We start from the raw sequence: 21544 nt of genomic DNA, 5'->3' as shown, positions 1-21544 counted from the left end.
TTTTTAATAAAAATGTGCTATCCTTAAAGGAGAATGTTAAAAGGAAATGAGGACTTTGAATGAGCGGGAAAATATACGAAAAAGAGCACCAAATTAAATATTACGAGTGTGATACAACTCAAAAAATGACACTTTCTATGCTGTTAAATATTATGCTTCACGTATCTGGTGAGCAAAGCCATTTATTAGGAGTAGGGGACGAAGTTTTAGCTGAGAAAGGGTTAGCATGGATCATCCTTCAGTATGAAGTGAAAGTTGAACGTATGCCGGCTTTTTATGAAACAATCACTATTACAACCCAAGCTACCTCTTACAATAAATTGTTTTGTTACCGAATATTTAAAGTATATGATACAAAAGGCAATTTATGTGTGACGGTTAATAGCACATTTGCTTTGATGAATGTGAAAGAACGTAAGATGGCGCGTGTACCAGATGAGATTGTAGCACCGTACGAAGCCGAATTTACCAAGAAATTGGTGCGCAGTCCAAAGCCAATAAAAGTCGATGAAGAAAATATGATCTCTAAAGAATACCGTGTAAGATACTTAGACATTGATAGCAACCGACATGTAAACAACTCTAAATACATTGAGTGGGCCATAGATACATTAAATCTTGAGTTTCTCACAACGCATGAAATAAAACGTATGACAATCAAGTTTGAAAAAGAAGTTCATTATGGACAACTGATTCACAGTGAAATGAGCGCTACAAAAAATACAGACAACGACATGACCACAGCCCATCGTATAGTGGCTGAAGGAGTTACAAATTGTGAAGCCAGTATTGAATGGAAAACAATTGAGTAACTAAAAAAAGGAAAAAACCGTTCAGTTTAACTGAACGGTTTCTTCTTAAAAATATTCTTCAAGTGAGCGAGATAAGTCACCTTGACTTAAGACCACTTGTAATTTAATACGTGCTTTAGGGCCTGAGAATCCAGTTGCAAAAATAACGCCAGCTTCTCTCAGCTGCTTGCCTCCGCCTTTATAATCGTAAACATCTTGTGCAATACCGTTAAATGAGCGTGACACAAGCACTATAGGAATATGATTGGCTATCAAACGATTCAGAGCAGGTAAAGTAGCCGGTGGTAGGTTCCCAGCACCTAAAGCTTCAATCACAAGGCCATCAGTAGTAGGTTGATTTATAGCATCAAATAAGGTTCCGTCCATTCCAGCGTAAACTTTCAATAGAAAAATAGTTTTATCTACCGTCTCGATTGAATAAACTTCTTCTTCGATTAATTTTTGAAAAAAGAGTACCTTATTTTTTGAAATCAATCCAATTGGTCCGAATGTAGGTGTTTGAAAAGTAGCCACATTACTTGTGTGAGTTTTGGTCACATATCGTGCAGTATGAATCTCATCATTCATCACGACCAAAACACCTTTCTCTTTAGCTTCTTCAGATAAAGCGACCCAAATAGCACTTTGGAAATTGTAAAGTCCATCAGAGCCGACTTCATTGATTGAACGCATAGCACCTGTTACAACAATCGGGATTGTCGTTTTTAGTGTCAGATTTAAAAAATACGCTGTTTCTTCCAATGTATCTGTTCCATGGGTAATGACGATTCCATCCGCTTCATTAGCAGCAATCGCTTGTTGGATTCTATTTTTTAATAAAAGCATTTTATCAGGTGTCATATGCGGAGAGGGTAAGTGGAAAAAATCCTCGACAATCATATTCGCCACATGATCAAATAAATGACCGCGTTTATTTAAAGGGTTTTCTGAGTTTGGTGATACTTTTCCAGTTGTTTGATCTTCACTCATTGAGATGGTTCCGCCAGTATGCAGTACAAGAATTGTCTTCACTATAATTCCTCCTATAAAACAAAAACCAATCATTTTTGTTAGTAGTATACCACGTTTTTTTACTTTCTTATACGGATCTCAATAGAGAAAGGACAGTCAAAAGTTCAGATTCTGGTCACTAATTAATTATTTTTACTCTATTATCTCTTTAAAAGACAGTAATTTTGTGCATATGCTGTTATACTAATAGAAACTGAACAATTGAAAGAGGTTATTATGAATAAAAAGAAAACATTTGAAGAATTTGCAATTAGTGATGAAATTGTTGCTGCATTAACAAGCTTACGTTATTTTCATCCTACTAAAGTTCAAGAAGAAGTGATTCCGTTAGCATTAGAAGGAAAAGATGTTATTGTAGAATCGCAAACAGGAAGCGGAAAAACAGTTAGTTATGGAGTGCCGCTATGTGAAAAAGTCGATTGGGAAGAAAATAAACCTCAAGTGCTCGTTTTAGTTCCAACAAGAGAACTGGCCATTCAAGTGAAAGAAGATCTAATGAATGTCGGTCGCTTAAAGAGAGTAAAGGCTACTGCAGTCTATGGTAAAGCCTCATTTGACACTCAGAAATCTGAGTTAAAACAAAAAAGCCATATTGTTGTAGGTACACCTGGTCGTGTATTAGATCACTTACAAAAAGGAACTTTCAAAGTAGAAAAAATTGACTGCTTAGTCTTAGATGAAGCTGATGAGATGTTAAATATGGGCTTCGCGGACCAAGTAGAAGCGATTATCAACTTTTTACCTGCAGAACGTCAAACACTACTGTTCTCAGCAACAATGCCAAAAGAAATTGAGAGAATAGCAAGTTTTTATATGAAACAGGATAAACAGTCTATTGTTATCGAAACAACTGAATTATCAAAACCTAAAATCATTCAATCAAGTGTCAAGGTACAAGAAGACAAGAAAGAACAACAATTGCTTGATTTATTAACGGTGGAGAATCCAGATTCCTGTATGATTTTTTGCAATACTCAAGAAGCTGTCAATAACCTATACACATTTTTAAATAAAGCAGGATTGCCAATTGATAAAATTCATGGCGGAATGGTTCAAGAGGATCGTTTTTCAGTTATGGATGATTTCAGACAAGGAAGATTTCGTTATTTAGTGGCAACGGATGTTGCTGCCAGAGGAATTGATATTGAAAATGTTACCCATGTAGTCAATTTTGACGTACCTGTAGAAAAAGAAAGCTTTGTGCATCGTACTGGTCGTACAGGTAGAGCTGGAAAAACTGGAATGGCTTTGACATTGGTTACACCTAGAGAAGAAAAATGGTGGAATGAAGTGAAAGAGTATGCTGGCCAGACGGTTATTGAAGTTTCTTTGCCAACTACACGATTAGTCCAAAGTCATAAATCTGCTTTCGATAAAAAATTGCAAGAACGTCCACCATTGAAACAAGTCCGTTCAAAAGAATTGAATCGCGGCATTACTAAAGTTTATTTTAATGGCGGTAAAAAGAAAAAGATGCGTGCAGTCGACTTTGTTGGGACCATTGCTAAAATACCTGGAATTAATGCTGACGACATTGGTATTATTACCATTCAAGAGAATGTCACATATATCGATATTTTAAATGGAAAAGGCCCATTAGTGATTGAAGAAATGCAAGAGCGTACGATTAAAGGGAAAAAATTAAAAGTGCATAAAGCTAGAAAATAAGATGAATTTATTTTAGAGCGTTTATTGACTAGAGTAAACATGAAACGACTTAAACTACCTTCGAAATGGTATACTGGTAACCAGTACGACAATTGAAGGTAGTTTTATATATAAAGAAATACTGGATAATGGAATAGTTAAGTGCTTATTTATTCCAGACTCAATTTTCTACATAAATAATCGATAGATAAAGTAGTCAAGGGAGGTCTTCAAATGGATGGGTTCCAATTTTATTTCCAACCTAAAGTTGATAGATCAGAAAATCGAATCGTTGGATATGAAATTTTATTAAGAAATACAGAAAAAAATCCTTACTATCCAGCAAAACAAATGGAGAAAATTATTTATAATAAGGAAGCACATAGTTATTTTTTAGAATGGTTTCAAGAGGAATTGATAAGATTATTGAAATTATTTCCAAACGTTATTTTTTCAGTTAATTTTGCACCAAGACAATTATTATATCCAGAAACCCATAATTTTTTTAAAACATTTCAGCCATATGTTGAGCAGTTGATTATAGAAATAACAGAAGAGGCTCCGATGTTTTCGGAATCGATAGGAAAATTTAGCTCTGAAGTTTTAGAACACCAATTTCAAACTACTTTTGCATCCATGAAAGCAATGGGCTATAGTATTTCAATGGATGACGTTGGTTCAGGTAAAAATTCGTTAGATGAAGTGCTAAAGTACACTTCTTATTTAACACAAATAAAATTTTCAATTGTAAAATGCAATAAGAAAAACTTAAATAAAGAAACACTTCGTCATTTTTTATCTGCTTGGAAACAAGTGGCTGTCGATTATCACCTTGATTTCATCATAGAAGGAATTGAAGATTACGAAACAAGTGATGAAATGAAAAAATATGGAATCGACATTCAACAAGGATACTATTTTGGGAAACCTTCAAAGTATATCGTAATGACTTAAAAAAATAAAAAAAGATTAATAGAGATTTTTGATTTATTATAACTAACCTAATGGAGGTGTGTTGTATGCTGACATCTATTATTTTAGATATGATCGCAAACATTTCGATTCTTAGTACAGCATCTTACATATTTATAAAACTGATTCCAAATAACAAAAATATTGCACTAAACAAAAAAGAAAAGATACTATTGGTTGGAGTAGCTGGTGTAACGAGCTTCTTGTTAATGCTATTTTCAATTGATTTACCTAATAAAGCATTACTAGACTTAAGACACATTATTCTAATTTTGTTGATTTATTATTTTGGTGAGAAGTCCGTTTTTCCAGTAGTCGTTTTGATGGTATTTTTTCGCTTTCTAATGGGCGTCAACCCTGCTTCAATCCGTTCCGCGATGATGTACATTCTTTTAGGATTATTCTTGCCGATTGTATATAAGAGTTTAATTAAAAAAATGAACAACAAATATAGAGTGTTATTGATTCTAAATGCGATTTGTGTTTCTACGATTGTATTAAATTTACACTTTTTATATCAAGATTTACTATTGAATAGTTTGGTTTACATCGGCTTATTGGTACTTTCTAGCCTTGTCATTATTATGGTCACTGCATTTATTGAAGACTTGTTAACAAGTCGCATTCTTTATTTAAATGAACAAGAACATGCAAGAATGGATTTTTTGACTGGTTTATATAATATGAGAGAATTTAAAAATAAATGGCAAATGGTTCAGTTAGAAAAAAAAATAGCTACCACTGCATTAATGATGATTGATATAGATTATTTTAAATGGATCAATGATAATTATGGTCATTCTAATGGAAACTTTGTTTTACGACAAATAGCTACTATTTTGAAAATTGAAGCTATTGATAATGAAATGATTTACCGTGTAGGTGGAGAAGAATTTTGCTTAATTCTTAATGACTTGTCTTATTCAGATCAACAGGAGATAGCAGAAAAGATCAGGAAGAGTGTAGAAAAAAAACTTTTTTTATTAGAAAATGGTGATAGTATTCAATTGACTGTTTCAATTGGGTTAGCGGCTTCAACACAAACTAAAGATATGAAAAAATTATTTCGATTAGCTGATCGTTGCTTATATCTGGCGAAAGATCAAGGCAGAAATAAAGTGATCTGTAAACAAATGGAAACTGAATAATTCATTTTTATAAAAGAAAAAACTGCAATCCACAAGTCAGCTTGTGGATTGCAGTTTTTCTCTTTTAAATAACTCTGAAAAAATAGACTGCAGTGTTCCTGATAAAAAAGGAAGCACCAGCAGTCTAAGGTGATAGAGAACTAAATTAGTTAGCATATAAAGCTGAAATTTGTTCTTTAACAGACTTATTATCTAAGAAATCATCATAAGTTGTTTCAGCGCGATCGACAACTCCATTTGGAGAAATTTCGATAATACGATTTGCAATGGTTTGGATAAATTGGTGGTCATGTGAACCAAATAATATTGAGCCTTTAAAAGCAATCAAGCCATCGTTTAAAGCTGTAATAGATTCTAAGTCCAAGTGATTTGTAGGATCATCCATGACTAAAACGTTTGATTTACTCAACATCATTTTAGATAACATACAACGAACTTTTTCTCCACCGGAAAGAACAGATACTTCTTTCAGTACATCTTCACCAGAGAAAAGCATACGACCTAAGAAGCTACGTAAGAATGTATTGTCATTTTCTTCAGCAGAAGCAAATTGACGTAACCAGTCAACAACAGTTAAACTTTCATTTAAAAACTCATCAGTTGTATCTTTTGGTAAATAAGATTGAGAAGTCGTTACTCCCCACTTGAAGGTACCTGTATCAGGTTCCATTTCACCCATCAATATTTTAAACAATACTGTAATCGAAATATCATTTTTACTGGTAAAGGCAACTTTATCATCTTTATTCAATGTAAAAGTAATATTATCTAATATTTTTTTGCCATCGATGGTCTTAGAAATGTTTTCAACACGTAGCAAGTCATTTCCGATATCACGATCAGGAGTAAACCCAACGAATGGGTAACGACGAGAAGAAGGTTGAATATCATCTAATGTGATTTTTTCTAACATTTTTTTACGAGACGTTGCTTGTTTTGATTTAGACGCATTTGCACTAAATCGAGCAATAAAGGCTTGTAGCTCTTTAATCTGCTCTTCTTTTTTAGCATTTACATTACCTTGTAATTTAGAAGCTAATTGGCTAGATTCTAACCAGAAGTCATAGTTTCCAACATATAACTTGATTTTACTAAAGTCAACGTCAGCCATATGAGTACAAACTTTGTTTAAGAAGTGACGGTCATGGGAAACAACAATAACAGTATTAGGGAAATCAATTAAGAATTCTTCTAACCATTCAATTGATTGTTTGTCTAAACCATTGGTAGGCTCATCCAATAGAAGAACGTCAGGCTTACCGAATAAAGCTTGTGCTAACAAGACTTTAACTTTTAAACCTTCTGTTAACTCACTCATTTTTTTATCATGCATAGCTTCTGAAATTCCTAGACCTTGTAACATAACAGCGGCTTGAGGTTCAGCTTCCCAACCATCTAATTCAGCAAATTCGCCTTCTAGTTCAGCAGCTAAAATACCATCTGCATCCGTGAAGTCAGCTTTCATATAGACAGCATCTTTTTCTTTCATTATTTCGTATAAACGTTTGTGTCCCATAATAACTGTTTCTAAAACAGTATAATCTTCAAAACCATAGTGATTTTGACTTAAAGTAGTCAAACGTTCATCGGGACCCATAGAAACATTACCAGTTGAAGGTTGAATCTCACCAGCTAATATTTTTAAGAAAGTCGACTTACCTGCACCATTTGCACCAATGAGACCATAACAATTGCCGGGAATGAATTTTATATTTACGTCATCGAACAATTTTCTATCTGAAAATTGTAAACTTACATTAGTTACTGTAATCATTTAATTTATTTACCCCTATTCTTTTATATATCTTGACCATTTTAGCACAAATAATTATGAAATGCGATGTTAGGGATTCTTTTATTCGTAAATTGACCACAAACCAATCTAAATGGGTAAAATAGTCTACGTATTTAATGAATAACAATTGTTCAAATAATTTTTAAAAATAGGGGGTTATGCTAGACTATAAATTTCAGTTAGATTATAATAACTATAAGTTAATAAATAAAACAAACAGGAGGAATGGAATAGTGGCAAAACAAACAGAAGTACAAGAATTGTTAAATGAATTAGTTGCAACATATGGGGTTTTTAACATTAAGCTATATCAACATCACTTCTATGTAAAAGGTCCTCATTTTTTTAAATTGCATGAAACCTTTGAAGAATTATATGACGGAGTAACTGAACAATTTGATGAATTAGCAGAACGTTTGATTGCAGTAGGTGGAAAACCTTATGCAACTTTGGGAGAATTTTTAGAACATTCTTTAGTTAAAGAAGCTCCATATGATGGAAAAGAAACTGCTGAGGAAATGGTAGCATCAACGGTTTCAGATTATAGAATCATTGGGGATAAATTAGCAAAAGGGATTGTTCTCACTGGTGAAGCAGGAGACGACGCAACACAAGATTTGCTGATTGGGTATAAATCAGGTGTAGATAAAACGGTTTGGATGTTGCAAGCTTATTTAGGTAAAGATCCACTTGATGCTTAGTGATTAATGAAAAAAAGTATAGAGTCCTTAGGTCAACTAAGGACTCTATACTTTTTTAGTGTTGATAGCTTAATTAAATTGGTTACAGCATATTTCTGGAGGAATAGGGTTTGCTTGTAGCCATGAATTGGATTCAATGCGAATTAAAAAGCGTTAGCGCTTCAGCGATTACGCTTTATTTGAGGCTTGAAAGCTCTGAAGACTACAGGCTTCAGACGTTCCCATGGCTCTCCACAAGCAAACCCGTCCATTTCAGAAGAAATTTTTTTGTTCTCTCAACACCATTTTACGAAGAGCTATCTAGGGGCTCTTTTTAACGATTAATTTCTGTGAAAAGATATAAAGTCAATGACTCATCTAGTAAAACATGCAGTTGATTGCGGTAATGTCGTGTTCGGTTATAAATTCTAAATTTTTGGATCTCTTGTCTGGGAAGTTCTAATATCGCTTCATTTTGTAAGATAACTTTAAAAACAGGTGAAGCAGGGATCACTAGTAAAAAATCGGGTGAATAGGATGAACTTTTAAGAGAAGCTGGCAGCTCCTCTATTAAGCGAACAGACTTAGAGCGATATAAGTGATTTTTTTTTACATTTTGCTGATCCATTTCAAATGAAAATAAAAGTCCATCTTGCATGGATGGCGGATTTAAAGACAAAGGTAGCAAATATTCTTGTACGCTACTAGTTAAAGAATCGCTTAGCTGCGTCATGGGTAGGCTATTCATAATGTGCAATTGACCTTTTTGTTCATCAAATTGAGTTTTGTACGTTAATTCAGATTGACTTCGACCAGATTGAATAAGATCATGATGATCCCATATCGCTTGAGAAGCATAGTAGGAATTGAGTTGATACACACGTGTTGCAACTTGACGTTCAAGCTGCTCGTAATAATAATAAGAAGAAAGCAAGTATTCAAAAAGACCAGCTTCTCCAGCAGATAAAGCCATTCTTCCTCTAGGTGATAAGGAAATAGAGTAGACGGGTTGTTCCCAAATACGTATTTTTTCAGCGTCTTTTCTTACTAAAGAATAACGATAAAAACCAGTATAATCTGAAAAATATAAGGTATGATTAAATAAAGCACTATCGTAAATTGATTCAGAAAAGGAAAGGGTTCTTTCTAAGAATGGGGCTAAGTCATCTAATGTAACGCGTAATTGTTCAGTGGGTTGTGGCTCCAAATAGATGGGGCGATCAATTAGAGTTAATTGTTGCATCCATTTGTTCCAATTGTAGATGTTCAGGGTCTTTTGATTGGTCCACAAATAAAACTTCCCACTGTATAGTTGGAAATCATGAAAATCACCCTCAATAATTATTTTTGTCATCAGTAAATGTTCTTTATCCATCCAAGCACCCCGTTCTAAACCTCTATCTTTCATTCTATTGTACCATTTAAGACGCTTAATTTAACAGAAAATGAAAATAGACAAGGGAAATTCTTTGCTATCTTTTTTTGTAATGAGATAATAAAAAGAAAAGGGAAAAGGAGATACTAAAATGACTAAAAAAAGTATTCTACTGATACAAGAAACAACAACCGAACAACTTCAAGCGCTGAAAGAACTAGCGCCAGAATATGAGTTGATCAAAGGATGGGAAACAGATTGGGAAGATATCTCTTTAGAATCTATTGAAATCATATATGGATGGACAGGACAATATTCAAAAGAATTAGTAGAAAATGAAAAAAGTCACTTGAAGTGGGCCCAAGGAAAAGCAGCGGGTGTCGATTTTCTTGATTTGGAAAAGCTAAAACAAAAAAATATCTTACTAACTAATGGAAGCGGAATACATAGTGTGCCAATTGCAGAATCAGTTTTTGGTATACTGTTGGCTTACGCTAGAGGGATTCAAAAGGCAGTTAAAGATCAACAAACTAAAACATGGGACCAAGTAGATGAATTGATGGAATTGCATGGGAAAACGATCATGATTGTAGGAACCGGAAAAATCGGCGTGGAAGTTGGACGATTGGCAAAAGCATTTAACATGAAAACAATCGGTGTAAATCGCAGTGGAAGAGATGTTGAATACATGGATCAATTAATTAAGCAGCCGGAACTAGTTGACCAAGTGAAACAAGCGGACATCGTCATAAATATCTTACCGCATACGGATAAAACGCATTACTTTTTTAATCAAGATACTTTCTCCCAAATGAAAGAAGGAACTCTTTTCGTCAATGTTGGAAGAGGACCAACAGTTAAAACAGATGATTTAATAGCAGCTCTTGATAATGGTCAGTTAGCTTTCGCCGGTTTAGATGTTTTTGAGACAGAACCCTTACCAGAAGAGAGCGCACTATGGAATAGAGAAGATGTTTTGATTACTCCGCATATTACTGGAATTGCAGAACAGTTCAAAAAACGTCTATTCGCTATCTTTGAAGAAAATCTAAAAGCTTACTTAGCTGAAGAAAAATTGCCTGTAAATTTGATTGACTACGATCAACAATACTAAATTGCTTTAAAATAACTATGGGAAACACCTCGCTACAAGTAGGGGTGTTTTTTTTGATGTTAAGAAACACTGATTGCTGAAATAGTGCAACAGTTTTTTGGAACTGTATTATTATCTAAAAAAACAATAATGTGCTTTGAGTACCATTGAGTAATATTGGTGCAACAAGTTTTTTTTGGAGTTAAAGAAAAATTGTTGAGTGAGAACAAAATTTTCGAGACAGCTTTGGTTATAGTTTAAAAGGTTTAGGGTACACTTTAGGTATTTCAATGGTTAGTATGTTTTTTGGTACGACAATTGGATTTTTATTGGCTATCATGCGTATGTCCACAAGTAAAATAATAAGTATGATTGCACGTACCTATATTTCGTTTATGCGTGGGACGCCTACATTAGTCTTTTTATTTGTTTTATATTTTGGTTTTCCTTTTATTGGCATTCAATTTAAAGCTGTAAACGCAGCTATCATTGGTTTTAGCTTGAGTTCTGCAGCATATAGTGCGGAAATCATTCGTTCTTCTTTGCATTCTATTGATCATGGTCAATGGAAAGCCGCTAATGCTCTAGGGTTAAAATGGTCATTTATTATGAAGAAAGTCATCATACCTCAAGCAATGAGGCTCGCCATTCCGCCAATGAGTAATGTTTTACTTGACCTCATTAAAGGAACGTCTTTAGCGGCTATGATAACTGTTCCAGAAATTTTTCAACAGGCCAAGATTGTTTGGGGACGAGAATTTGATTATATGACCATGTATATTTTAGTTGCTTTAATTTATTGGGTAATTTGTAGTGTATTTACTATTTTTCAGAACTATTTAGAAAAGAAAACATCTCTTCATATAGACTGAGATTAAAAAAGATTCTTGGCTGTCAGTCTTTTCATGACAATCAAGAATCTTTTTAGTAAAAATCAACCGTATTAAGAATTTTACTTGAAGGAGAGAGTCAAAAAAGCTATTATTTAAGTTACGTGTAACGCAGATACGTTAGAAAGGACGGTTTTTTTATGAAAAAAGGATTAACTTTGTCTTCCTATCTTTATATAGGATCCATGTTGTTTGGTTTATTTTTTGGAGCTGGTAATTTAATATTTCCCGTTCACATGGGGCAAGTGGCAGGTTCAAATGTAAGTTGGGCCACATTAGGTTTTTTGGTCACAGGGATAGGATTGCCATTCTTAGGCGTAATTGCTATCGGGCTTTCCAAAAGTAATGGGTTATTTGATTTAGCTAGTCGCATTCATCCTTATTATGGCTATTTTATGACAGTAGCTTTATATTTAACAATTGGACCATTTTTTGCGCTACCAAGGTTAAGTACGGTTTCTTATGAAATCGGGATAACACCTTACATCAGTGCAAACTATCAAACATTAGGATTAGCAATTTTTTCTGTTTTATTTTATGGTGTCGCATTATTTCTCTCTTTAAAGCCAACGAAAATCTTGGTATATGTTGGTAAAGTATTGAATCCTATCTTTTTGGTGTTTTTAGGTGTTTTAATTTTAACGGCATTTATTCGTCCAATGGGAGGAATAGCAGAAGCACCTATCACTGGTAACTATGTCAATCAACCTTTTGTTAGCGGATTTCTTGAAGGGTACAACACAATGGATGCATTAGCTTCTCTTGCCTTTGGGATAGTCGTTGTTCAAACGATTAAAAACCTTGGCGTAACTAAACCAAGTGAGATAGCAAAAGACACAGTCAAATCTGGGCTGATCAGCATTATTTTGATGGGAATCATTTATGCTAGCTTAGCTTATTTAGGCACAATGAGTGTTGGACAATTTCCAGTTTCAGAAAATGGTGGAATTGCCTTGACACAAATTTCTCAATTTTACTTCGGCTCTTTTGGCAGTGTGTTACTGGCTGTAATCGTAACAGTCGCCTGTTTAAAAACAACGATTGGACTAATTACAGCTTGTGCAGAAACATTTAAAGAAATGTTTCCCCGGTCAATCAGCTATAAAGCGTACGTTATTGTATTTAGTGTTTTAACAACATTAGTTGCTAATGTTGGCTTAACAAATATTATTGCGTATTCATTGCCAGTCTTAATGTTCTTATATCCATTAGCGATTACACTGATTTTATTAGCATTGTTGTCTCCTTTATTCAAGGATAGACAAGTAGTCTATGTGACAACGACAGCATTTACTTTAGTGGTAAGTGTAGCAGATCTATTCAAAGCATTACCAAAAAATGTTCAAAATGTTGGTGGAATACAAGAATTTTTGGCATTTTGCAATGAGTATCTTCCATTATTCAGTATTGGAATGGGATGGGTTCTTCCAGCAGCAGTTGGTTTTGTAATTGGATTATTCATCAGTTGGTTTACTGAACCAACAACAAAGGTTCTTTAATATAGAAAAGATAGTTAAAAGAAAGTATGTAAAAGAGCAATGGAAACCAGACGGCTTCCATTGCTCTTTTGTTACAAAAAATTACAAATAATCTTTGATTGCTGTAATAAAATCTTCTGAAGTGCTATAAATAGCGCCATTCATTTTTATAAGTCCAACCGTGTAAAGATTGACATAAGAGAATTGAGATTCTGCAACTTCTTGTAAAGCAGCTAATTTTTGAAGATTAGTAGCACCTTGTTGACGAGAATCAGTATACAGACCAATAATTGGAATTCCGGCTTGATAAGCAACACCAATTTCTGTAGCAACTCCGACATCAATAGTGGATCCGTCTAAGACAGCCACCATTAATTGGCTAGCGAGCAATGCTTCAGTATCATATTTAGCAATAGCCATCGAATCAGCATAAGCATTTTTATCATTTATTTCACCTTGTTCTTGAGGAACATAGACATCTATTTCTGGATAAGTTTCTCGAATACTAAGGACAAGCTTTTCATTGTAACTTTTTTCCATCTCAGAGAAGAGTGGACTAGCAAAATAGATTTTTTTAGACATTTTTCATCCTCCTAATACGATTATTACAATTTTAGCACACTAAAAAAAGATTTTGTAACAAAAAGTAATCGTAAAGAAATATAACAAGGCGTTTTATTGGTTATAATCATTGGAGAGTTTAAAATGTAGAAGAGAAGGGTGTTGTCAATTTGTGAGAATAAAAAAACTAGTTTCCAGCCTTATGATGGCTTTACTATTGGTTAATGTCATTCCGACAATTGGTTTTGCAGCGACATTAGATGAGATTGAATCGCAACAAAATACAAAAGAAAAAGAAATGGCCGAAATTGATAGTCAGATCAATAAAGCATTGACAAAGGTAAATGAAAAAAATAGTGAGCTAGAAGAATTAACTACTCAAATTGAAGTTTTAAAAGAGACCGTTCAAGCAACAAGTGAGACAGTTTCAGAACAAGAAGAGGTTGTCAAAGAGCGATTAGATCAAGCAAAAGAACGCATCTTATCGATGCAAACAACTGAAGTAAATCAAAACGTAGTCGTGTCATTATTTGAATCTGAAAGTGTTACAGACTTATTTAATCGTGCTTATGTTTTAGTTACTTTACAATCAGCAGGAAACGATCAATTGGAAATTGCTGAAGATGAAAAACAAGAATTAGCAGACTTAAAAGATGAATTAGAAAATGATTTAGCTTTATTGGAAAATCAAACAGCAGAAGCTAAAGAACAAAAAGAAGACCTAGATACACAAGTGGCTAGCCTTCAAAAAACAATGGATGAAAATCAAACAATTTTAAATGAGTTAGATGAACAACGTGAATTAGAAGAATCAAGAATTGCCGCAGCAGCAGAAAAAGCAGCAGAAGAGGCTAAGGCAAAAGAAGAAAAAGCGGCAGCAGAAAAAGTAGCAGCTGAAGCAGCACTTGCAACAAAAACAGAAAAAGAAGCAGCGGTAGTAACAACAACTACGACTGAGTCCTCAAACAATCAAACAGAAACCCAAAAAACAGAATCCACTGTTGAAAAAGAAACAACAGCAACAACAGCAACAACTACACCTGCTGAAAGTACAGAGACGTCTTCAAAAGGAAAATCAATCGTCGTTTCTGCAACAGGTTATTCAACAAAACAAGCTAACTTAAGTACTCATACAGCAACAGGAATCAATCTAGAAAACAATCCAATGGTTATAGCAGTAGATCCAAGAGTCATACCTTTAGGTTCTATGGTTGAAATACCGGGATATGGAATATTTATCGCTGGCGATACGGGCGGAGCAATAAAAGGAAATAAAATTGATATTCATTTCCCAAGCGTTCAACAAGCCAATAATTTCGGCAGAAAAACAATTACGATTAATATCTTAAATTAAGATTTTCTTAGAAAAAGGTGAGACAAGTGGCGGAGCAAGTCGAAATTGATTTTTATTTAGATAGTGATGAAGAAGCTTTTTTAGAATTATGGGAAAATAAATATGGACAACTTGACGGAGAACAAATCGAAAAGTTGTATCAAGCCATGGCACAAGATATTGAAGAGAAATACAAATCAGGTGAACATAAGCTTGGAAAGAAATACGTTTACCAAGATATTTTAGTAGGTTACTCAGATTACAGTGCATTTAACAACTGGTTTTTATTTAGTTCTACTAAAAAATAATATGACAAAAACAACGACAGGGTATTAATTCTGTCGTTGTTTTACTGTTTAATGGTAAACTAGTGAATAAAGATTATAGAATTACGCTAAAAAGTAATGAAGAATATAAGGGGAATCGTTAATATGGTTAGTACACATATCAATAATAAATTGCTGTTGCTTCCTGATTTGCCAGGATGCTACTTGATGAAAAATAAAGAAAAAGAAATTATTTATATCGGAAAAGCTAAAAACTTGAAAAAAAGAGTCCGTTCTTATTTTAGAGGAACGCATGAAGGGAAAACCCAACTATTGGTTGAAGAAATTGTTGATTTTGAAACCATTATTACTTCAACGGATAAAGAGTGTTTACTGCTTGAAATTACCTTAATAAAGAAACACTTGCCAAAATACAATATAAAATTAAAACAAGGGACAAGTTACCCTTATTTAAAAATTACAAATGAAAAAGACCCACAACTTATTATTACATCTGAAGTAAAGAGAGATGGAGGTTATTATTTCGGCCCTTATCCAAACGTATATGCTGCGAGTGAGACTCAACAGTTTATCCAAAAAGTTTACCCATTGAGAAAATGCAATGGATATCAAAAGAGAGCTTGTTTGTACTACCACCTTGGGCAATGTATTGGTCCTTGTGATCATGAGATTCCTAAAGAAGAGTATGATGCTCAAATCGACAAAATCAGACGGTTCTTGAATGGTGATGTAAAAGAAATTAAAAAAATATTGAAAAATAAAATGATGCAGGCAGCTGAAGAACTGGCTTTTGAACGAGCAGCTGAATACCGTAATCAAATTCAATACATTGAAACAACTGTAGAAAGACAAAATATTATTACCAATGACTTTACGACTAGAGATGTTTTCAGTTATTACATGAATAAAGGCTGGATTTCCATTCAAGTGTTCTTTATTCGACAAGCAACGTTAATCAAACGAGAAGCAACTATTTTTCCTTGTTACGATACACCTCAAGAAGAATTAGCTTCTTATATTGTCCAATTTTATCAAGAAGACAATCATCTGCTTCCTAAAGAAGTACTGGTTCCAAATGGTGTAGATACAAAAACGTTATCGGAAGTACTGGAAATTCCGGTAAAAGTTCCAATCCAAGGACGTAAAAAAGATATGTTGGATTTAGCAACAAAAAATAGTGAAATATCGTTAAACGAAAAATTCCAATTGATTGAGATGGATGACCGTAAAACAATTGGGGCAATCAAAGAATTGTCAGAAGCGTTAAACTTACCTTTAGTCAGTCGCATTGAAGCCTTTGACCACTCTAACATTCAAGGGACGAACCCGGTTTCGGCGATGGTTTCCTTTTTGGATGGAAAGCCAGATAAAAGTAATTATCGAAAATACAAAATAAAAAGTGTTTCTGGTAGTAATGAATTAGCAACAACTGAAGAAGTTATTCGAAGACGCTATGCAAGGCTTTTAAAAGAGAGTAAACCATTGCCTGATTTGATTTTGATGGATGGTGGGAAAATTCAAGTTAATGGAGCGATTAATATCCTTGAAAATGAACTTGGGTTATCCATTCCAGTAGCAGGTATGGTGAAAGATGATAAACATAGAACTTCTTCGCTTATTTTCGGAGAGGAACTTCAAAAGGTGACGCTTAAACCAACTAGCCAAGCATTTTACCTTGTCCAACGGATTCAAGATGAGGTCCACCGTTTTGCAATCACCTTTCATCGCCAATTACGTGGGAAAAATAGTTTGTCCTCTAAATTGGACCGTATCGAAGGTGTTGGACCAAAAACACGTACAAAAGTTTTAAAACATTTCAAATCAGTCAAAAATGTAAAAGAAGCCAGTGTGGAAGAAATAAACGGTCTTGGTATTCCGCTAAAAACAGCTGTGAGAATCAAAGAAGGTCTAGAATAAAAAATAGAAAAAGCTGAGAAAAAGGAATCAATCCTTAGTCTCAGCTTTTTTTTGTTTTATATTTTTTAGTGTTGATAACTTAGTTAAATTGGTTACAGGCTTCAGACGTTTCCATGCCTCTCCACAAGCAAAACCGTCTATTTCAGAAGAAATGTTGTTTTGTTCTCTCAACACCATTGACGAAGAGCTACCTTGTTTTAATTAAATAGTATAACGATTAAAACAGCTTGTTATTATCGTTGTCAAGAACAGTGACGTCATCGTTTATTAATCCAGCGTCACTTCTTAAAATTAAACTGTTTTTTGAATTTTTGTAATCCAAAACAATATTTTCTTTTAAGTCAGTTAAACGTTCTTGTTGAACGGCTATTTTTCCAATCGTTGAATCAATTGTGGCATTCAATTCTTCATTAGGGTTAGTAAACAATTTTAGCGAAAAGGTTCCTACAATTCCACAAGCATATCCACCAGTGATACGGTTATAATATAAAGCCAATTTTCCTGGATAGTGTGCTTGGATCGTTTTGATACGTTCTATTGCAGGTTCAGTTACGGTTAAAAACATAAAATCCCTCCGATTTTCGATTCACTTTTATTTAGTAAGTAAAGTATAAAGGAAAAACAGAGAGATGTCTACTGTTCTGTTTAAGAAACTTAAGAAATAGATTGATTATTGTCATTAAGAATTAATACATTATCATTAATGAGACCGCTATCGCTACGTAGAATAAGAGCATGTTTTGTTTCATTGTAATCTAGTTTCATCTTTTCATCTAAAAAAGGAAGGCTCCACCCTTGAATAGGTAAGTCACCTAAAGAAGTGGCTAGAGTTGCATCTAATTCTGAATCGTTTTGCTGAGTGATTTTTAATAAGAAAATACCATTATTTCCACAAGTACAGCCGATTCTAGATTCATAATAAATTACCAATTGGCCTGTGTGATGAGAGCAGGTCTGTTTGATTTTTTGCTGAGCGAGCTCGGTTATGTCCAAAAACATGTCAGATCAACTCCTTTATTTCTTTACACTTAGGATAGCTTGAACTGTTAAACTTGTCTAGCAAAATTCACTTTTTTATAGAATCAAAAGTTTAAGAAGAAAATAGTTGTAATTTTATAAAGAAAGAGGTATATTATTCGTCGTGGACATTTAAAGTCCACAATTAATCTACAGGGAATAGAAAGAAGGGAAACAATGAAGTTAACAAAAGGTTTGGAACAAGCAATCTGTATATTAGCCATGCTTTCTACTCAAGATAATTATATTCCAATCACTTCGCATGTATTAAATAGTCGTTTGAAAGGAACCTCTCATTCTTATATCAGAAAAATTATTCGAAAGTTAGTTGTTAGTGGATTAGCAACATCGATTCCTGGAAGCAATGGCGGTTTTATATTAGCTAAAAAACCTGAAAAAATAAACTTACTCGAAATTGTTGAAGCATTAGAAGGTAAGATTGTTACGTATCCAAATTCTGGAATGATTAACCAGGTTTTCTCAGATATAGGCGAACCAGCTAGTAATGGAGAAAAAACCTTAGTAACGACTTTTGAAGAAGCAGATCACCACTACACAAATTTTCTAAAACGTCAGACGTTAGATCAACTTATTTGGTCATCAATAGGAAAAAGTGAAATACCTGATATTGACTGGAACAAAAAATAAATGGTCTTATATTGAAAGGAATGTACAAGTAAAATGGACATGTTAAAAACGGAATGGAAGAAATTAGTCTCTAATAAAATGTTACTGATCTCTTGTATGGTTATGTTATTTATCCCTATTATGTATGCTGGATTCTTTTTGAAATCTAACTGGGATCCATATGGAAATACAGATAAATTATCTGTAGCTGTAGTTAATTTAGATCACTCTGTTGACTATCAAGGAACACAGCTTGATATTGGTTCTGATGTTGTTGATAAACTCAAGAAGAACGATGCACTGGATTGGCACTTTGTGTCTCAAGAAGAAGCGCAAAAGGGCTTAGAAAATCGTGAGTATTATATGGTAATGACATTGCCAACCGATTTTTCAACAGATGCTGCTACGTTGATGGAGACGAATCCTAAAAAAATGATAATCGATTATGAAACAAATGGGTCATTAAATTATATTGGAGAAGTCATTAGTAAATCTGCTGCAAAAGATGTTAAAGCAGAAGTATCTGCTAATGTAACAAAAGCATATACCGAAGCAATTTTTGAACAATTAGGCACAATTGGAACAGGTTTTTCAGAAGCGGCTGAAGGAGCAGGAGAAATTGATGAGGGAACTGGAAAATTAGCCGAAGGAAGCCAAGAATTAACAAAAAATTTGGAAAAATTGTCTTCAAGTACAATAACGTTTGAAGAAGGTACACAAACGTTGGAAGTTGGACTAAAAGAATATACAGCTGGTGTGTCTCAAGTAAACAATGGAGCAGACCAACTGAATAAAGGAATCAATCAATTATCTTCAAAAGTAAAACCACTAGAAAATGGCGGATCTCTTTTAGAAAATGGTTCAACAGATCTCACAAATGGACTGAAAGCTTATACTGCTGGTGTTTCACAACTTGCTGATGGAACAAAAGTCTTGAACGAAAACTCTTCGGCTTTACAAGCAGGCACAGTTGAAGTCAGTAATGGTGTTGATCAAGTTAAATCGGGTAGTGATCAATTGTTAACTGGTTTGAACCAGCTTTCCTCAGAATTAGATAGTAGCTTATCTAATGAAAATGCTGAGCAGCTGCAATTTTTAATGGAAAACTTGTCTTCTATGAACGATGGGATTCAAAAGTTAGATGCTGTTCTTAACGGACAGACGGATGGTACTGACTTTAGTGGCATTCAAACAAATCTGCAACAATCTGGTGTAAGTTTAAATGAAGTTGCTCAAGATATCGGAAAAACGGGAGAGGATTTAACCAAACTAACGTCTGAGGTTAATGCACTTGAAGGAACGATTCAAGCAGATAATGATGCTACTATTTCAGCTTTATCTAGTACAACTGCATTCGATAGTCTAACTACTGAACAACAAAATGAATTGGTAAATGCAGTAGAGTCAACATCTGATCAGAAAGAAACTGAAATAACTGCAATCAAAGATCAAATAGGTGTTGCAAGTAAAGATATAAATGATACAGCAGCAGCTGCAAATGAAACGGGTACTTCGCTAACCGATTTACAGACAGAATTAGCTGCCGTTAGCGGGCTTACGGAACAATTAACGGCACTAAAAATGCAAGTAGATACATTAGCTCAAAGTTCAAACCAACTATTGCCAGCAACAAATCAAACCATCAATGAGTTGATTACAGGTTTAACAGGCATTCAATCTGCTTTGGAACGACAAGGAACCAACTCAGATAAAGGAATTATTCAAGGGATGACTGAACTAAACCAAGGCTTAGTAGCCATTCAAAGTGGTTTATCAGGAGAGAATGGTCTAGTAGAAGGAGTAACAAACTATACAAATGGAGTGAACTCCTTGCAAACTGGAGCAGATGAATTAAATGCAAATTCAACAGCATTAAATACAGGTTCTGAACAATTAAACAGCGGTATAGGACAACTAACTTCTCAATTGCCAAACCTAATTGCGGGAATCGATCAATTGAACAGTGGGTCAAATCAATTAGCTCAGGGAGCGTCTCTTTTGAACGAAAACTCGGCTAGTTTAACTAATGGTGCCACAAGCTTAGCAGATGGCTCAACACAGCTTAAAGAAGGGTCACAAGCCCTTAGCAGTGGTTCCCAAACATTAGGCAACGGAATCGAGACGTTAAAAGATGGAACTAACCAACTATCAACTAGTTTATTGGAAGGTTCCGCAAAAGTTAATGAAGTAGACGCAACGGATAAAACAATGGATATGTTTTCAAATCCAATCGAATTAAAACAAGAAAAATATAGTGAAGTACCAAATTATGGTGCAGCATTAGCACCATATATTATGTCAATGGCCTTGTATATTGGAGCAGTTGTCTTTACTACAATATATCCTGTACGTAAGAGAGCACTTGAAGGGAAATCCGGTTTTGAGTGGTGGCTAAGCAAGGTTTCTGTAGCTATACTTGTAGCAACCTTGATGGCTGTATTAGAATGTGGCATCTTATTAATGATCGGATTAGAAGTTTTATTTATAGGGAAATTCTTCCTATTAGCCGTGCTAACTTCCTTAGCCTTTATGTCTATCGTGTTAACTTTAGTAGTCGCACTAGATAATGTTGGGCGCTTTTTAGCAATGATATTACTTGTCTTGCAATTAGGCGGCTCTGGCGGAACATTCCCTATTCCATTGACGAATGGGTTCTTTCAATCTATTCACTTATTCTTGCCAATGACATATTCTGTTTATGGGTTTAGACAAGCCATCAGTGATGGTTTAGGAAATGACATTTATTGGCATGCGAACGTTGTGATGATTGGAATCATTATTCTTTTCAATGGGTTATTGATTGTAACAATGCATTTCTTACAAAAAAAGAACCAAAAGAATGAAGAAAACGAATTAAATGAAATAGTTAATGCATAAAAATAAAAAAGATCTGCCATATGA

The 21544-nt window shown here is 34.2% G+C and carries 18 protein-coding genes and 1 pseudogene; 13 read left to right on the top strand and 6 right to left on the bottom strand.

The genetic code is table 11. The annotated features are described in order from the left end of the window. The first annotated feature begins 59 nt into the window (after positions 1 to 59). Positions 60 to 812, top strand: coding sequence for an acyl-[acyl-carrier-protein] thioesterase (locus BLT48_RS06295; RefSeq protein ID WP_089976293.1), 753 nt, complete (start codon positions 60 to 62; stop codon positions 810 to 812). Positions 813 to 857: 45 nt separating this feature from the next. On the opposite strand, the gene BLT48_RS06290 is transcribed toward BLT48_RS06295, so the two are convergent. Then, complete coding sequence (locus BLT48_RS06290) at positions 858 to 1823, bottom strand: asparaginase (protein ID WP_089976290.1); 966 nt, start codon at positions 1821 to 1823, stop codon at positions 858 to 860. A 216-nt stretch (positions 1824 to 2039) separates the two neighbouring features. On the opposite strand from BLT48_RS06290, the gene BLT48_RS06285 reads away from it, so the two are divergent. The 3 genes from BLT48_RS06285 to BLT48_RS06275 all read left to right on the top strand — a co-directional run bounded on the left by BLT48_RS06285 (position 2040) and on the right by BLT48_RS06275 (position 5590). Continuing rightward, a complete protein-coding gene (locus BLT48_RS06285; protein WP_089976287.1) occupies positions 2040 to 3491 on the top strand; it encodes a DEAD/DEAH box helicase in 1452 nt (483 codons plus the stop codon). Between the two features lie 213 nt (positions 3492 to 3704). Further along, positions 3705 to 4424 (top strand): EAL domain-containing protein, encoded by a 720-nt coding sequence (locus tag BLT48_RS06280; protein WP_035020165.1) that lies wholly within the window; start codon positions 3705 to 3707, stop codon positions 4422 to 4424. Between the two features lie 65 nt (positions 4425 to 4489). Beyond that, positions 4490 to 5590 (top strand): GGDEF domain-containing protein, encoded by a 1101-nt coding sequence (locus tag BLT48_RS06275; protein ID WP_089976284.1) that lies wholly within the window; start codon positions 4490 to 4492, stop codon positions 5588 to 5590. Between the two features lie 145 nt (positions 5591 to 5735). Here the strand turns inward: BLT48_RS06275 and BLT48_RS06270 are convergent, their stop codons facing one another. Then, a complete protein-coding gene (locus BLT48_RS06270) occupies positions 5736 to 7364 on the bottom strand; it encodes an ABC-F family ATP-binding cassette domain-containing protein (protein WP_089976281.1) in 1629 nt (542 codons plus the stop codon). 254 nt (positions 7365 to 7618) lie between these two features. Between BLT48_RS06270 and BLT48_RS06265 the strand changes: the two genes are divergently transcribed. Beyond that, positions 7619 to 8086 (top strand): Dps family protein, encoded by a 468-nt coding sequence (locus tag BLT48_RS06265; RefSeq protein WP_089976278.1) that lies wholly within the window; start codon positions 7619 to 7621, stop codon positions 8084 to 8086. A 313-nt stretch (positions 8087 to 8399) separates the two neighbouring features. On the opposite strand, the gene BLT48_RS06255 is transcribed toward BLT48_RS06265, so the two are convergent. Further along, positions 8400 to 9473 (bottom strand): hypothetical protein, encoded by a 1074-nt coding sequence (locus BLT48_RS06255; protein ID WP_089976270.1) that lies wholly within the window; start codon positions 9471 to 9473, stop codon positions 8400 to 8402. A 118-nt stretch (positions 9474 to 9591) separates the two neighbouring features. On the opposite strand from BLT48_RS06255, the gene BLT48_RS06250 reads away from it, so the two are divergent. From BLT48_RS06250 to brnQ, 3 genes and pseudogenes are all read left to right on the top strand, one after another. After that, complete coding sequence (locus BLT48_RS06250; RefSeq protein ID WP_035020157.1) at positions 9592 to 10554, top strand: phosphoglycerate dehydrogenase; 963 nt, start codon at positions 9592 to 9594, stop codon at positions 10552 to 10554. A 206-nt stretch (positions 10555 to 10760) separates the two neighbouring features. Beyond that, positions 10761 to 11405 (top strand): annotated as a pseudogene (locus BLT48_RS06245) (amino acid ABC transporter permease); the annotation flags it as partial. A 158-nt stretch (positions 11406 to 11563) separates the two neighbouring features. Further along, positions 11564 to 12922 carry a branched-chain amino acid transport system II carrier protein gene (gene brnQ, locus BLT48_RS06240; protein WP_035020156.1) on the top strand — a complete coding sequence of 453 codons (1359 nt, stop codon included), beginning with the start codon at positions 11564 to 11566 and terminating at the stop codon, positions 12920 to 12922. An 81-nt stretch (positions 12923 to 13003) separates the two neighbouring features. Here brnQ and BLT48_RS06235 read toward each other — a convergent pair whose 3' ends face one another. Continuing rightward, complete coding sequence (locus tag BLT48_RS06235) at positions 13004 to 13483, bottom strand: nucleoside 2-deoxyribosyltransferase (protein ID WP_035020155.1); 480 nt, start codon at positions 13481 to 13483, stop codon at positions 13004 to 13006. 151 nt (positions 13484 to 13634) lie between these two features. Here BLT48_RS06235 and BLT48_RS06230 point away from each other — a divergent pair, with 151 nt between their 5' ends. The 3 genes from BLT48_RS06230 (at position 13635) to uvrC (ending at position 16999) form a co-directional block, all read left to right on the top strand. Then, positions 13635 to 14816 (top strand): 3D domain-containing protein, encoded by a 1182-nt coding sequence (locus BLT48_RS06230; RefSeq protein WP_226776586.1) that lies wholly within the window; start codon positions 13635 to 13637, stop codon positions 14814 to 14816. 26 nt (positions 14817 to 14842) lie between these two features. After that, positions 14843 to 15103 (top strand): hypothetical protein, encoded by a 261-nt coding sequence (locus BLT48_RS06225; RefSeq protein WP_035020154.1) that lies wholly within the window; start codon positions 14843 to 14845, stop codon positions 15101 to 15103. A 123-nt stretch (positions 15104 to 15226) separates the two neighbouring features. Further along, on the top strand, positions 15227 to 16999 hold the full coding sequence (uvrC, locus tag BLT48_RS06220; protein ID WP_035020153.1) for an excinuclease ABC subunit UvrC: 1773 nt from the start codon (positions 15227 to 15229) through the stop codon (positions 16997 to 16999). Between the two features lie 217 nt (positions 17000 to 17216). Here the strand turns inward: uvrC and BLT48_RS06215 are convergent, their stop codons facing one another. Together BLT48_RS06215 and BLT48_RS06210 are read right to left on the bottom strand one after the other, a co-directional pair. After that, positions 17217 to 17564, bottom strand: a complete 348-nt coding sequence (locus BLT48_RS06215) for an iron-sulfur cluster biosynthesis family protein (protein ID WP_035020151.1) — start codon at positions 17562 to 17564, stop codon at positions 17217 to 17219. Positions 17565 to 17653: 89 nt separating this feature from the next. Then, positions 17654 to 17998, bottom strand: coding sequence for an iron-sulfur cluster biosynthesis family protein (locus tag BLT48_RS06210; RefSeq protein ID WP_035020149.1), 345 nt, complete (start codon positions 17996 to 17998; stop codon positions 17654 to 17656). A gap of 195 nt (positions 17999 to 18193) precedes the next feature. Here BLT48_RS06210 and BLT48_RS06205 point away from each other — a divergent pair, with 195 nt between their 5' ends. Next, positions 18194 to 18664 carry an Rrf2 family transcriptional regulator gene (locus tag BLT48_RS06205; protein WP_089976267.1) on the top strand — a complete coding sequence of 157 codons (471 nt, stop codon included), beginning with the start codon at positions 18194 to 18196 and terminating at the stop codon, positions 18662 to 18664. Positions 18665 to 18697: 33 nt separating this feature from the next. Further along, the gene (locus tag BLT48_RS06200; RefSeq protein WP_089976264.1) at positions 18698 to 21520 is read left to right on the top strand and encodes a YhgE/Pip domain-containing protein; all 2823 of its coding nucleotides are present in this window, start codon (positions 18698 to 18700) and stop codon (positions 21518 to 21520) included. Positions 21521 to 21544: the final 24 nt, after the last annotated feature.

The sequence above is a fragment of the Carnobacterium viridans genome (assembly GCF_900102725.1).
In the GTDB taxonomy this organism is placed as follows: domain Bacteria; phylum Bacillota; class Bacilli; order Lactobacillales; family Carnobacteriaceae; genus Carnobacterium_B; species Carnobacterium_B viridans.
Note: the sequence above shows the minus strand (reverse complement) of the source record. Positions and strands in the feature narration are given on the sequence as shown.

Bases quoted from the DNA above. Each gene is read 5' to 3' on its own strand.
- BLT48_RS06235 (WP_035020155.1), bottom strand. From the start codon at position 13,483: ATGTCTAAAAAAATCTATTTTGCTAGTCCACTCTTCTCTGAGATGGAA.
- BLT48_RS06255 (WP_089976270.1), bottom strand. From the start codon at position 9,473: ATGAAAGATAGAGGTTTAGAACGGGGTGCTTGGATGGATAAAGAACAT.
- brnQ (WP_035020156.1), top strand. From the start codon at position 11,564: ATGAAAAAAGGATTAACTTTGTCTTCCTATCTTTATATAGGATCCATG.
- BLT48_RS06250 (WP_035020157.1), top strand. From the start codon at position 9,592: ATGACTAAAAAAAGTATTCTACTGATACAAGAAACAACAACCGAACAA.
- BLT48_RS06270 (WP_089976281.1), bottom strand. From the start codon at position 7,364: ATGATTACAGTAACTAATGTAAGTTTACAATTTTCAGATAGAAAATTG.
- BLT48_RS06200 (WP_089976264.1), top strand. From the start codon at position 18,698: ATGGACATGTTAAAAACGGAATGGAAGAAATTAGTCTCTAATAAAATG.
- uvrC (WP_035020153.1), top strand. From the start codon at position 15,227: ATGGTTAGTACACATATCAATAATAAATTGCTGTTGCTTCCTGATTTG.
- BLT48_RS06275 (WP_089976284.1), top strand. From the start codon at position 4,490: ATGCTGACATCTATTATTTTAGATATGATCGCAAACATTTCGATTCTT.
- BLT48_RS06210 (WP_035020149.1), bottom strand. From the start codon at position 17,998: ATGTTTTTGGACATAACCGAGCTCGCTCAGCAAAAAATCAAACAGACC.
- BLT48_RS06205 (WP_089976267.1), top strand. From the start codon at position 18,194: ATGAAGTTAACAAAAGGTTTGGAACAAGCAATCTGTATATTAGCCATG.
- BLT48_RS06280 (WP_035020165.1), top strand. From the start codon at position 3,705: ATGGATGGGTTCCAATTTTATTTCCAACCTAAAGTTGATAGATCAGAA.
- BLT48_RS06285 (WP_089976287.1), top strand. From the start codon at position 2,040: ATGAATAAAAAGAAAACATTTGAAGAATTTGCAATTAGTGATGAAATT.
- BLT48_RS06295 (WP_089976293.1), top strand. From the start codon at position 60: ATGAGCGGGAAAATATACGAAAAAGAGCACCAAATTAAATATTACGAG.
- BLT48_RS06215 (WP_035020151.1), bottom strand. From the start codon at position 17,564: ATGTTTTTAACCGTAACTGAACCTGCAATAGAACGTATCAAAACGATC.